Genomic DNA, 13,228 nt, shown 5'->3' with positions numbered 1-13,228 from the left:
CCCGCGCAAGGCGACCGGTGATCAGGCCGCCAAGCGGCTGATCACGACAGTTACTTCCGGCTTACGCCCAATTTCAGCATTGGCTGTGTTGCGTGCAACGCGACGCAGCCCTTCTGTCAACTTGTCATCATCGACCAACAGATCGTCATCGGCGCGGCCCAAGAACTGATCAAGATCGGCCTCCAGCACCTCGACCAAAGGTGCATGTGAGGTGCCGCGCTCTGGCAAACCCATGATCTCGCACCACGGCTCTCCAAGCGGTTCGTCGTTCTCGTCGATGATCAGCGTGATGACGACATGGCCGTTCAACGCCATGCGGATACGATCACGCACGACGCCATCCAGCGCGCCAATCTGCACGCTGCCATCAAGATAGGTCCGCCCGGTTTCAACGAATTCGACAGTCTTTGCGCCCTGCTTGCTCAGTTCGATCATCGTTCCGTTCGGGGCAAGCGCACCCTGGTAGCCATTGGTGATGGCAAGCTGCGTATGCTCGCGCAAATGACGGTGTTCACCATGCATCGGCACCACGATCTGCGGTTTCACGATGTTGTGCATCTCGATCAGATCGGGCCGATTGGCATGACCGGATACGTGATATAGCCCACCTGAGTCATCCACGACATTGACGCCCATCTCGCTGAAAGCATTCATGATGCGGCTGACCGGCTTTTCATTGCCGGGAATGGTCTTGGACGAGAAAAGGAACAGATCGCCCTCTTTCATCTTCATGCCAAGATACTTGCCGCGAGCCAGTTGCGCCGAGGCCGCGCGGCGTTCACCCTGCGATCCGGTCACCAGAAGCATGACGTTTTCTCGCGGAATGTCGGCGGCATCCTCGGGTGGCACGGTCGTGGGAAAATCGGACAGAACACCGCTTTCCACGGCAGCCGTCACCATGCGTCGCATTGCCCTGCCAAGCAGAACCACGGAGCGCCCTGCCGCCTGCCCCGCTTCAGCCAGCGTTTTCAGGCGCGCAATGTTGGAGGCGAAGGTCGTCGCAACTACCATACCCGGGGCATCAGCCACCAGCTTGCGGATATCCGGCCCCACAACGGATTCTGAGCGCCCAGGATGCGCCGCGAACACATTCGTGCTGTCGCAGACAAGCGCCAATACTCCGCCCGATGCCATGTCCGCCCACACGGCACGATCAAAGGGTTCACCCACCACAGGCGTTTCGTCCAGCTTGAAGTCGCCCGTATGCACAACCCGCCCAGCAGGCGTGTCGATCACCAGCGCCGAACTTTCGGGAATCGAGTGCGACAGCGGTATGAAACTCACGCGGAACGGTCCCGTCTGAACCTGCTCGGGCCAAGGCTGGACGATCTTCACCTCATCCTCGTCCAACCCCTGCTCTTCCATCTTTCGCTTCGCTATGTTGGCAGTAAACGCGCGGGCGTAAACCGGCACATTAAGACGCCGCCAAAGATGCCCCAGCGCACCGACATGGTCCTCATGCGCATGAGTGATGAAGACAGCCTCCAGTCGATCAGCGCGTTCGGCGATCCAGTCGATATCAGCAAAGATCAGATCGACGCCCGGCGTCGTGTCCATGTCCGGGAATGTCACGCCCAGATCAACCAGAATGTAGCGCTCGTTGTCCTTCGGCCCGTAGCCATAGACATAGCAGTTCATGCCGATTTCACCGGCACCGCCGAGCGGCAGATAGATCAAGCGTTCGCTGGTCATTGCCCGCCCTTTTCCTTGTTGAATTTGTGGATCACGGTCAGCCCGTGCATTGTCAGATCATCTTCGATCCGGTCGAATAACATGTCACCCTGCGCAAACAAGGGGGCAAGCCCGCCCGTGCCCACAATTCGCATTTCCTGCCCGCGCTCGCCCCTGATCCGATCGCAAATGCCGCGAACCAGCCCGACATAACCCCAGAAGACACCCGATTGCATGCAGGTCACCGTATTGGTGCCGATCACGCGCTGCGGCTTGGTGACATCAACATGCGGCAGCGCGGCGGCGGCCATATGCAGCGCCTCCAGGCTGAGATTGACCCCCGGTGCGATCGCGCCACCGACATAGGCGCCGTCAACGTCCACCACATCAAAGGTCGTCGCCGTGCCGAAGTCCACGACGATAAGATCCCCGCCATGACGGTCGAATGCACCCGCAGTATTAACCAGCCGGTCAGGCCCGACCTGTGTGCCTTCATCGACCCGCGGCGGTGTCGGCAACAGACATTCGGGCTTGCCCACGACCAATGGCCGTGTGTCGAAATACCGATCCGAAAACACCCGCAAGTTGAATACGACACGCGGTACGGTCGAAGAAATGATGACCTCGTCGATGCGGATGGGAATTTTGTGGTGCTCCATCAGCGTTGAAAACCAGACATAGTATTGATCTGCCGTGCGCTGATGTTCGGTCGAAGTCCGGAAGGTCGCAAGGAACTTGTTCCCGTCCCAGATTGCAAAAACGGTGTTGGTGTTCCCGCAGTCAATCGCCAGAAGCATGCTGAGCCTCTCAGAAGAAGATCTCGGCGGCCGACACGGCGACACGCCCTTTTGCCGTTTGGAGCACGATAGCACCGGTGGCATCTACAGTCTCGAAGGTTCCGTTGACACTGTCCGTCATGCGGCGCGCGGTGACGACTTCGCCGCGACGGGCTGCCAGCGACAACCATTCATCGCGTATCGCCTCGAAGCCGCCCACCGCGAACTGCGCTTCGCGGCGCGCATAGGCCGGACCAAGCACATCAAGAAATTCCTCAGGTGTGATCCGAACACCCGTCGCCGAAAACAGCGATGTTGGCGCTTGCGCTCCCTGCTCCACTTGCTCTGCCCCCGGCGCGCTCAGAAGGTTCACGCCGACGCCGATGAACAGGTGGCGCGGATTGCGCCCGCCACCATTGCCTTCGAGCAAGATACCAGCGACCTTTTCTCCATGAAGCAGCACATCATTGGGCCATTTCAGGGAGAAAGCCTGCGGTCGTCCCGTCACCAGCGCAAAGGCATCGAACAGCGCCAGTGACGCCACGAAGCTGCGTTGCGCTACGATCTCTACCGTCTCCGACGGCTGCATGATCAGCGTGCCCGCAAAGTTGCCCGCAGGATCTGTCCATGCCCGCCCGCGTCGAGCGCGCCCCTGCGTCTGCTTCAGTGCGAGCACCCACGTAGGACGCAAAAGACTGTCCGCGATGCGGGCAGCCTCGGCCATGGTGCTATCAACTTCGGGCAGAACCCGCCGGTCATAACCGGCTGGCCAGCCAACCGCGTTACTGAACAAGGGACGCAGCCGCTCCGGCAGCGATGGCCTCGACACCGAACATGTTCACGATACCCAGGACCATGATCACCGCCGACCCGACCAGTACCGTCCACAGGATGGGTGAGGGATCTGTTTTTAGCGGCGCGCCTTCCTGACCGAAATACATGTAGAACACGATCCGCAGGTAGTAGAATGCGCCGATCACCGACGCGAGCACACCGGCAACGGCGAGCCAGACGAGCCCTGCCTCATAGGCTGCGGTCAGCACATAAAACTTGCCGAAAAAGCCCAGAAGCGGTGGGACGCCCGCAAGGGAGAACATCAGGATCAGGACCGACACGGCCTTTAAGGGCTCGCTTCGCGAGTACATGTTCAGCGAGGCAATATCGGTCACGGGTTGCCCGTCGCGTTGCATCGACAGGATGAACGCAAATGCCCCGAGATTCATGGTGACGTAAATCGCGATATAGACCAGCATGGCCTGAACGCCCAACTCGTTCCCAGCCGCCAGCCCCATAAGAGCATAACCCATATGCGCGATGGAGGAGTAAGCCATAAGTCGCTTGATGTTGGTCTGGCCGATGGCCGCGATAGACCCGAGGAACATGGACAGTACGCTCAGCAACGCGATGATCTGCTGCCACTGGTCGACGATGCCGCCGAAAGCGTCAAAGGCGACACGCGCGAACAGGCTCATCGCCGCAACTTTCGGGGCCGTTGCGAAAAACGCCGTCACCGGTGTCGGTGCACCTTCATAGACATCGGGCGTCCACATGTGGAACGGCACAGCAGATATCTTGAAGGCCAGCCCGGTAAAGACAAAGACTAGGCCGAACAGCAGCCCAAGCGAGATGCCCCCGTCCACGGCGGCCGAGATAATCCCATCAAAGCTGGTCGTACCGGAGAATCCGTAAATCAGCGAGGCACCGTAAAGCAGCATGCCTGAACTCAGCGACCCGAGAACGAAGTATTTCAACCCCGCTTCCGTGGACCGGACGCTGTCGCGACGCAACGACGCAACGACATAAAGCGCCAGTGACTGGAGCTCCAACCCCATGTAAAGCGACATCAGGTTGCCCGCCGAAACCATCACCATCATGCCAACGGTCGCAAGCGCCACCAGCACGGGATATTCGAAACGCAGCAACCCGCGCCGTTCCATGTATTGCTGGCTCATCACCAGGACAATCGCGGCCGACAGCAGGATGATGCATTTGGAAAACCGCGCGAACGCGTCATCGATGAACATGCCGTTGAAGCCTACGCGCGACCCGCCGCCGGACACGGCAATCCAGAACGCGATCAGGACGAACAATGCACCCGTCGCCCAGACCAGCATCGGCGCAGTTTTATCCTTGCCGGTGTAGACCGCGAACACCAAGGCGGCCATGGCGAAGATCGCAATGACGATCTCGGGCAGGATGATCGAGATATCGGCAGATGTCATCTACCCCTCCTAGTGCTGCGTCGCGACCTGGACGGCGGCAGGCGCCTGTTCCAGAACGGCAGTGTGATAGTTCGAAACGAGATTTTCGACCGACGGACCAATCATATCGGTGATCAGGCTCGGATAGACCCCAAGCAACAGCGTCATGACGACCAGCGGCGCGAACAGCGCGCGTTCACGGCGATCCATGTCGGTGATCGACTTCAGGCTTTCCTTGATTAACTCGCCGAACACGACCCGGCGATACAGCCACAGCGCATAGCAGGCCGAGAAGATCACGCCGGATGTCGCCACGACCGCGACCCAGGTGTTGACCTGGAAGATACCCATCAGCGTCAGGAATTCGCCGACGAATCCCGACGTGCCCGGCAAGCCCACATTCGCCATGGTGAACAACATGAAGATCAGCGCATAGGCAGGCATCCGGTTGACCAGACCGCCATAGGCGTCGATCTCGCGGGTGTGCATCCGGTCATAGATGACGCCGACACAAAGGAAGAGCGCGCCGGACACGAAGCCGTGGCTGATCATCTGGAAGATCGCCCCGTCGACGCCCTGCTGGTTCGCCGCAAAAATGCCCATGGTCACGTAACCCATATGGGCGACGGATGAATAGGCGATCAGCTTCTTCATATCCTCCTGCACCATCGCCACGAGCGAGGTATAGACAATCGCGATCGCGGACATCCATAAAACCAGAGGCGCCATCAGGTCGGAAGCGACCGGGAACATCGGCAACGAGAACCGAAGGAAGCCATAGCCACCCATTTTCAGCAGGATCGCGGCCAGAATGACGGAACCCGCCGTCGGGGCCTGAACATGCGCATCGGGCAACCAGGTGTGCACCGGCCACATCGGCATCTTCACCGCGAAGGAGGCGAAGAAGGCCAGCCACATCAGCGTCTGCAGGCCGCCTATGATCTGGAAGCCGAACAGGTTCATCGTGCCGCTGGCGAACTGGTGGTTCAGCAGCGTCGGAATGTCGGTGGTGCCCGCATCGATATACATGCCAACCATTGCGACCAGCATCAGGACGGAGCCAAGGAAGGTATAGAGGAAGAACTTGAAGCTCGCATAAATGCGGTTCTTGCCGCCCCATATGCCGATGATCAGGAACATCGGGATCAGGCCACCTTCGAAGAACAGGTAGAACAGCACCAGATCCAGCGCGCAGAACACGCCGAGCATCAGCGTTTCCAGCAGAAGGAAGGCGATCATGTATTCCTTCACACGATGCGTGACCGTCCAGCAGGCGCCGATCGTGATCGGCATCAGGAAGGTGGTCAGCATCACGAACAGGACCGAAATCCCGTCCACGCCCATCTTGTATTTCAGGCCGAGGATCCAGTCTTTTTCCTCGACGAACTGGAAACCGGTGTTGCTCGGATCGAACCCGGTGATGACGAAGATCGACAGCAGGAAGGTCAGTAGCGTCGCCGCAAGCGCCACCCATTTCGCGTTGCGCTGCGCCGCCTCATTGTCACCGCGAAGAAACAGGGCAAGGATCAGCGCCGCAATCGCCGGAAGGAACGTAATGATGGACAGTAGGTTGTTCATTAGTTTGCCCCCCCGGACAGTGCCATCCAGGTGATCAGGATCACGACGCCAACGACCATCGCGAACGCGTAGTTGAAGATGTAGCCCGATTGCAGCCGGCCCGCGAGGCGCGTGAAGAACGGCACGATACCCATGGCGATCCCGTTGATGGTCCCGTCGATGGTTGCCGTGTCACCCTTCTTCCAGAAGAACCGGCCAATGGCCTGCGCGGGCTGCACGAACACCGCGTCGTAGATCTCGTCGAAATACCACTTGTTCAGCAGGAACAGGTAGAGCGGCTTGTTCGTCTCCGCCAGACGTCCGGGCAGATCGGGACGGCGGATATACATCACGAAGGCAAGGCTCAGCCCCAGCAGCATCGCTATGAAGGGCGATACCTTGACCCACACAGGCGCGTGGTGCGCGTCGTCCAGGACAGTGTTCTCTGGCCCCAGGAAGATCGCGCCGAACTCGACCGGCCCATGTACCGCGCCGACCGCGTGTTCCGCCGCCTCGCCATGATCCTCTGTCTCTGCCGCCCCTGTCGCGTGACCAGCGTCCTCGCCAAGCGCCCCTTCCGCAGCGATATGCGGGATCGAGAAGAATTCAGTCACCTTGTGGTGATCGCCGAAGAACGACCCGTACCAGATCATGCCCGAGAAGATCGCACCAAGCGCCAGAACGCCAAGCGGCGCAACCATCACCATCGGGCTTTCATGCGCGTGGTCATGCGTGTGCTTGTCACCGCGTGGCTTGCCGAAGAAGGTCAGGAAGATCAGCCGCCAGCTGTAGAAGCTCGTGAAGGCGGCGGCAATGACCAGCATCCAGAAGGCATAGGTCGACATGCCGTTCGCGCCGGCCCAGGCGCTTTCAATGATGGCATCTTTCGACAGGAATCCGGCGAAACCGATATGCGTCAGCGGGATACCGACACCCGTGATCGCCAGCGTGCCGATCATCATGGCCCAGAAGGTGTAGGGGATCTTCTTCCGCAGCCCACCATAATGACGCATGTCCTGTTCGTGGTGCATCGCGTGAATGACGGAACCGGCGCCGAGAAACAGCATCGCCTTGAAGAATGCATGCGTGAACAGGTGGAACATCGCCGGGCCATAGGCCCCTACCCCCGCAGCCACGAACATGTAGCCCAGCTGCGAACAGGTCGAATAGGCGATGACGCGCTTGATGTCGTTCTGAACCAGACCAATGGTTGCGGCAAAGAACGCGGTCGATGCACCGATGAAGGTCACAAAGGTCGTCGCGTTCGGTGCAAACTCCATCAGCGGCGACATGCGACAAACAAGGAACACGCCCGCTGTCACCATGGTGGCAGCGTGGATCAGCGCGGATACCGGGGTCGGGCCCTCCATTGCGTCGGGCAACCAGGTGTGCAGGAACAGCTGCGCCGATTTGCCCATCGCACCTATGAACAGAAGGAAAGCACAAAGTTCCGCCGCGTTCCATTCGCGCCAAAGGAAACTGATCTGCGTCTGCGCCAATTCGGGCGCAGCGCCGAAGACCACATCCATGTCGATGCTGTCGACGAGGAAAAACAGCGCGAAGATGCCCAAAGCGAAGCCGAAATCGCCGACGCGGTTCACGATGAAGGCTTTCATCGCCGCGGCACCTGCGGACGGTTTGCGATAGTAGAACCCGATCAACAGGTAGGACGCGACGCCCACGCCTTCCCAGCCGAAGAACATCTGCGCGAGGTTGTTCGATGTAACCAGCGCAAGCATGGCGAAGGTAAAGAAGGACAGATACGCGAAGAAGCGCGGCTTGTAGCTTTCCCCTTCCTTGAATTGCGGGTCGTGATCCATGTAGCCAAAACTGTAGAGATGCACGAGGCTCGACACCGTCGTCACGACGATCAGCATGATCGCTGTCAGGCGGTCGAGCCGGATTCCCCAGGTCGTGGACAGGCTGCCGCTTTCGATCCAGCGGAACAGATCGACGATCTGCGTTTCACCTTCGAAGGTCAGGAACACGAGCCACGACAGGATACAGCTCAGGAACAGCAGCCCTGTCGCCGTGCACATCGCCGCCTTCTCGCCGATGAATTTCCAGCCGAAACCGCAGATGAGCGCGCCCACGAGCGGGGCAAAGAGAATGATCGTCTCCATCGCGGATCAGCCTTTCATGTTGTTGACGTCTTCAACCGCGATGGTGCCACGGTTGCGGAAGAAGCAGACAAGGATCGCCAGCCCGATCGCCGCCTCGGCAGCCGCCACAGTCAGCACGAACAGCGTGAATATCTGTCCGGTCAGATCACCGAGATAGCTGGAAAACGCGACGAGATTGATATTGACCGAAAGCAGGATCAGCTCGATCGACATCAGGATGATGATGATGTTTTTCCGGTTCAGGAAGAGCCCGAAAATCCCGATGACGAATAGCGCCGCCGCTACCGACAGATAGTGTTCTAGTCCGATCATCACATGTCCCTCCGGGCAATCGCTACCCGTTGAAAAATCCGTTTGCGACCAACACCGCCACGGCAATACCGATGGCGACCGCTGTCCAGCTTCCCGCGTTCATCACATCATCCCCTGATGGTGGGACGCATGAAGCCCCGTCATGGCCGGATGGTAGTGTCTGTTCTTCACGTCCCCTCTCCCGGCATTGGTTGCATCCTTTGCTTTGTCGTCAGTTACCCAGCCCCTGCCCCGGCTTGACGTCGTGCACACTCATCGCGGTTTTCGGGTCCCGCAGGATCTGCGCGACGATGTCCTGGCGCTTGATGTTCTTGCGGTGGCGCAGCGTTAGCACGATGGCTCCGATCATGGCTACCAGAAGGATCAGGCCCGCCAGTTGGAATAACAGCAGGTATTGGTCATAGATCAGCGCGCCCAACGCAGCCGTGTTATGAACCTCCGCCGGATCGGGTGTGACATTGGCGCGCAACATTTCGGCATTGTTGGAGAAATCCCAGGATCCCAGCGCAACGGCCAGTTCCATCAGGATCACCACGCCGATCAATAGCGCCAGCGGCATGTATTTTGCCATCTCGGCCTTCAGTTCGGCGAAATCCACATCCAGCATCATCACGACAAACAGGAACAGCACCGCAACCGCGCCGACATAAACGATCACCAGCAGCATCGCGATGAACTCCGCGCCCAGCAGGACGAACAGCCCGGCCGCCGACAGGAAGGTCAGGATCAGCCACAGCACGGAATGCACCGGGTTTCGGGCCAGCACCGTGAACAACCCACCCATCACGACGCAGATCGCAAAAAGATAGAAAGCAAGACTTGCGATCGTCATTCGCTGTCCTTCCGTTTCGTATTGGCCAAACGCATCTCAGTCATCGGTACGGCGCGTCCAGTTCGAGGTTGCGGGCGATTTCGGCCTCCCAACGATCCCCATTCGCCAGAAGCTTGTCCTTGTCGTAGAACAGTTCCTCGCGAGTTTCAGTCGAGAACTCGAAATTTGGACCTTCGACAATGGCATCTACCGGGCAGGCTTCCTGACAGAAACCGCAATAGATGCATTTGGTCATGTCGATGTCATAGCGCGTCGTGCGGCGGCTGCCATCTTCGCGCGGTTCTGCGTCGATGGTGATTGCCTGAGCGGGGCAGATCGCCTCGCACAGCTTGCAGGCAATGCAGCGTTCTTCGCCATTGGGATAACGGCGCAGTGCATGTTCACCGCGAAAACGCGGGCTCAGCGGCCCCTTTTCATGCGGATAGTTCAGCGTGGCCTTGGGCTTGAAGAAGTATTTCAACCCAAGCTTCATTCCTTTCAGGAAATCCACCAGCAGGAAATACTTGCCCGCGCGGTTCCAGTCGATTGCTGTCATATCAGCCTCCGATCATCCAGCGGGCATAGGCGCCGCCGAAGAGTTCGAATTTTGCAAGGAAGGCCACCAGTACGACCCAGCCCAGTGAAAACGGCAGGAACACCTTCCAACCCAGACGCATCAGCTGGTCATAGCGGTAACGCGGCACGATGGCTTTAACCATCGAGAACAGGAAGAAGATCAGGAACATCTTCGCGACCATCCACAGGATACCATCCGGCAGACCCGGCACCGGCGACAGCCAGCCGCCGAAGAACAGCACCGAAATGATCGCGCACATGAAGACGATAGCAGCGTATTCACCGATCATGAACAGCAGGAAGGGTGTCGAGGAATATTCGACCTGGTAACCGGCAACGAGTTCCGATTCCGCTTCGGGCAAATCGAATGGCGGACGGTTCGTCTCGGCAAGGGCCGAGATGAAGAACAGCACGACCATCGGAAGATGCGGCAGCCAGTACCAGTTCAGGAAGCCCAGCCCACCATCTTGCGCCCGAACGATGTCGCTCAGGTTCAGAGATCCGGTGGAGATGATCACGCCGATGATGATCAAACCGATGGACACTTCATAGGAAATCATCTGCGCGGCAGACCGCAGCGACCCGAGGAACGGATATTTCGAGTTGGACGCCCAACCACCCATGATGACGCCGTAAACTTCGAGTGACGAGATTGCGAAGACATACAGGATCGCCACGTTGACATCCGCGATCACCCAGCCGTCATTGAACGGCATCACCGCCCAAAGCATCATCGCCAGAACGAAGGACAACATCGGCGCGATGAAGAAGACGATCTTGTCGGCGCCCGCTGGCACGACGATTTCTTTCAACGCGTATTTGAAGAAATCCGCGAAACTTTGAAGCAACCCGAACGGCCCGACAACGTTAGGACCTTTGCGAAGCTGCACGGCGCCCCAAACCTTCCGGTCGAAATACAGCAGGAAAGCCAGGCTCATCAGCAAAAGCACGACAAGCAACAGGACCTGAGCAAGAATGATCAGGAATATCCCGGTATTTGTCTGGAAAAACTCAGCCATGGCTAATCACTCTCCGGGTCGTTCCTGTGCTGCCCGGCTGGTCCGGGCAAATTCGCTCTGGCGCGTGCGGATTACCAGCATATCGCGCCGCAATTCCAGTCATTTTCGTCGATGCTCCGGGAAGTTCCTCCCCGAGGCACCATTGGGTCGCACCGCGCCGGATCATTCGGCTGCAATCGGCTGTTCGCGCCGCGATTTCGCGTTCGCGCTCAGTTCCGCCATCAGGGCCGATGCCCGCGCAATCGGGTTGCTCAGGTAGAAGTCCCTGATCGGGTTGCGCAGCACCTCCGACACCGCGTCCTGCAGAGCCAGCGGTTGCCACTGGTTTTCCGGCACCTGATCTACTTTCGCCAGATGCGGCACTGCCTTGACCAGCTTTTGACGCAGCTGCGCCAAGCTGTCGAAAGGCAGCGTGGCCCCAAGTTCGGCCGACAAGGCCCGCAGAATCGCCCAGTTTTCCTTCGCCTGCCCCGGCGGGAAGTTCGCACGCAGCGCCAATTGCGGGCGCCCTTCCGTGTTTACGAACAGCCCGGCTTCCTCGGTATAGGTCGCACCCGGCAGGATCACATCGGCACGGTGTGCGCCGCGATCGCCATGGCTGCCTTGGTAGATGACGAACGCCCCGTCCTTGATCTCGATCTCGTCAGCACCAAGGTTGTAGATCACCTCTGCCCCGTCCAGTGCGGCCTCAATCCCGCCTTCGGTGACGGCCCCGACATCCATCGCACCGACGCGCCCTGCGGCGGTATGGAGGATCAGCAGCCCCGATTTCGTGCGGTTCACCAGTTCCATCGCGTTCGACAGGACCGCTTCGCCATTTGCGCCCTGCAGCGCGCCCTGCCCAACGATGACGATGGAGGGTTCTTCCAGAACCTTGCCGAATTCCAGATCGAGCGTGCCCGCAAGCGCCGCCGCATCCGTGCCGACATGGGTATAGTCATAGGTCAGATCGACCGCCTCACCGACCAGACCGACATTCGCGCCGTTGATCCACGCCTTGCGGATACGCGCGTTCAGCACCGGTGCTTCGACCGCCGGGTTGCTGCCAACGATCATCACATGACGCGCGCTGTCGATATCCTCGATCGTCGCCGTTCCGACATAGGCTGAACGGTTCCTGGCGGGCAGCTTGGCCCCGTCCGTGCGGCATTCAACCGATCCGCCCTGCCCCTCGATAAGTTCCCTCAGCGCATAGGCCGCTTCGACAGGAGCCAGATCACCGACCAGACCGGCGACCTTCTTGCCCTTCATGGCCTCGGCAGCCTTGGCCAGCGCCTCGCCCCAGCTTGCCGGGCGCAGCTTGCCGTTTTCACGCACATAGGGCTTGTCCAACCGCTGGCGCCGCAACCCGTCCCACACGAAACGCGTCTTGTCGGAAATCCATTCCTCGTTCACGCCGTCATGGTTGCGCGGCAGGAAACGCATCACTTCGCGCCCCTTGGTATCGACACGGATGTTCGACCCCAGTGCATCCATCACATCGATGGATTCCGTCTTGGTCAGTTCCCAGGGACGCGCGGTAAAGGCATAGGGCTTGCTGACCAGCGCGCCGACCGGGCACAGATCGATGATGTTCCCCTGCATGTTGCTGTCAAGCGTCTCGCCCAGATAGGCGGTGATTTCCGCATCTTCGCCACGACCGGTCTGACCCATTTGCGTGATGCCTGCGACCTCGGTCGTGAAGCGCACGCAGCGGGTGCAGGAAATGCAGCGCGTCATATGGGTTTCGACCAGCGGGCCGAGATCCAGATCGTCGCTCGCACGCTTGGGTTCGCGGTAGCGCGAGAAATCCACGCCGTAAGCCATCGCCTGATCCTGCAGGTCGCATTCGCCGCCCTGGTCGCAGATCGGGCAGTCGAGCGGGTGATTGATAAGCAGGAATTCCATCACCCCTTCCCGCGCCTTCTTGACCATCGGGCTGTTCGTGCGGACCTCTGGCGGAGCGCCTTCCGGCCCGGGGCGTAGATCTTTGACCTGCATCGCACAGCTGGCGGCGGGCTTGGGCGGACCGCCCACGACCTCGACCAGGCACATGCGGCAGTTGCCGGCGATCGACAGGCGCTCGTGATAGCAAAAACGCGGGATCTCGATGCCCACTTCTTCGCAGGCCTGAATGAGGGTCATGGCCGGATCGACTTCGATCTCTTTGCCATCGATGATGATCTTGCGCAGGTCAGCCATA

At 59.4% G+C, this 13,228-nt stretch carries 11 protein-coding genes; all 11 read right to left on the bottom strand.

Translation table 11 applies throughout. The features are described from left to right. Nucleotides 1–21: 21 nt before the first annotated feature. The 11 genes from FPZ52_RS03375 to nuoG all read right to left on the bottom strand — a co-directional run bounded on the left by FPZ52_RS03375 (nucleotide 22) and on the right by nuoG (nucleotide 13,227). A complete protein-coding gene (locus FPZ52_RS03375; RefSeq protein WP_146363705.1) occupies nucleotides 22–1,692 on the bottom strand; it encodes a ribonuclease J in 1,671 nt (556 codons plus the stop codon). Next, complete coding sequence (locus FPZ52_RS03370; RefSeq protein ID WP_146363703.1) at nucleotides 1,689–2,468, bottom strand: type III pantothenate kinase; 780 nt, start codon at nucleotides 2,466–2,468, stop codon at nucleotides 1,689–1,691. Before FPZ52_RS03370 ends, FPZ52_RS03375 begins: the two co-directional genes overlap by 4 nt. 10 nt (nucleotides 2,469–2,478) lie before the next feature. After that, complete coding sequence (locus FPZ52_RS03365; protein ID WP_276617442.1) at nucleotides 2,479–3,240, bottom strand: biotin--[acetyl-CoA-carboxylase] ligase; 762 nt, start codon at nucleotides 3,238–3,240, stop codon at nucleotides 2,479–2,481. Beyond that, nucleotides 3,230–4,669, bottom strand: coding sequence for an NADH-quinone oxidoreductase subunit NuoN (gene nuoN, locus FPZ52_RS03360; RefSeq protein WP_146363701.1), 1,440 nt, complete (start codon nucleotides 4,667–4,669; stop codon nucleotides 3,230–3,232). The genes FPZ52_RS03365 and nuoN overlap by 11 nt, the downstream gene beginning before the upstream one ends. A 9-nt stretch (nucleotides 4,670–4,678) precedes the next feature. Further along, complete coding sequence (locus FPZ52_RS03355; protein WP_146363699.1) at nucleotides 4,679–6,226, bottom strand: NADH-quinone oxidoreductase subunit M; 1,548 nt, start codon at nucleotides 6,224–6,226, stop codon at nucleotides 4,679–4,681. Continuing rightward, nucleotides 6,226–8,328, bottom strand: a complete 2,103-nt coding sequence (gene nuoL / locus FPZ52_RS03350) for an NADH-quinone oxidoreductase subunit L (protein ID WP_146363697.1) — start codon at nucleotides 8,326–8,328, stop codon at nucleotides 6,226–6,228. The genes FPZ52_RS03355 and nuoL overlap by 1 nt, the downstream gene beginning before the upstream one ends. Nucleotides 8,329–8,334: 6 nt before the next feature. Next, nucleotides 8,335–8,640 carry an NADH-quinone oxidoreductase subunit NuoK gene (nuoK, locus tag FPZ52_RS03345; protein ID WP_146365641.1) on the bottom strand — a complete coding sequence of 102 codons (306 nt, stop codon included), beginning with the start codon at nucleotides 8,638–8,640 and terminating at the stop codon, nucleotides 8,335–8,337. A 211-nt stretch (nucleotides 8,641–8,851) separates the two neighbouring features. Then, nucleotides 8,852–9,466, bottom strand: coding sequence for an NADH-quinone oxidoreductase subunit J (locus FPZ52_RS03340; RefSeq protein WP_146365640.1), 615 nt, complete (start codon nucleotides 9,464–9,466; stop codon nucleotides 8,852–8,854). 46 nt (nucleotides 9,467–9,512) lie between these two features. Continuing rightward, a complete protein-coding gene (gene nuoI, locus FPZ52_RS03335) occupies nucleotides 9,513–10,007 on the bottom strand; it encodes an NADH-quinone oxidoreductase subunit NuoI (RefSeq protein ID WP_146363695.1) in 495 nt (164 codons plus the stop codon). Nucleotide 10,008: 1 nt separating this feature from the next. Then, on the bottom strand, nucleotides 10,009–11,046 hold the full coding sequence (gene nuoH / locus FPZ52_RS03330; protein ID WP_146363693.1) for an NADH-quinone oxidoreductase subunit NuoH: 1,038 nt from the start codon (nucleotides 11,044–11,046) through the stop codon (nucleotides 10,009–10,011). A 162-nt stretch (nucleotides 11,047–11,208) separates the two neighbouring features. Continuing rightward, on the bottom strand, nucleotides 11,209–13,227 hold the full coding sequence (gene nuoG / locus FPZ52_RS03325; RefSeq protein ID WP_146363692.1) for an NADH-quinone oxidoreductase subunit NuoG: 2,019 nt from the start codon (nucleotides 13,225–13,227) through the stop codon (nucleotides 11,209–11,211). Nucleotide 13,228: the final 1 nt, after the last annotated feature.

The sequence above is a fragment of the Qingshengfaniella alkalisoli genome (genome assembly GCF_007855645.1).
Classification (GTDB): Bacteria; Pseudomonadota; Alphaproteobacteria; order Rhodobacterales; family Rhodobacteraceae; genus Qingshengfaniella; species Qingshengfaniella alkalisoli.
Note: the sequence above shows the minus strand (reverse complement) of the source record. Positions and strands in the feature narration are given on the sequence as shown.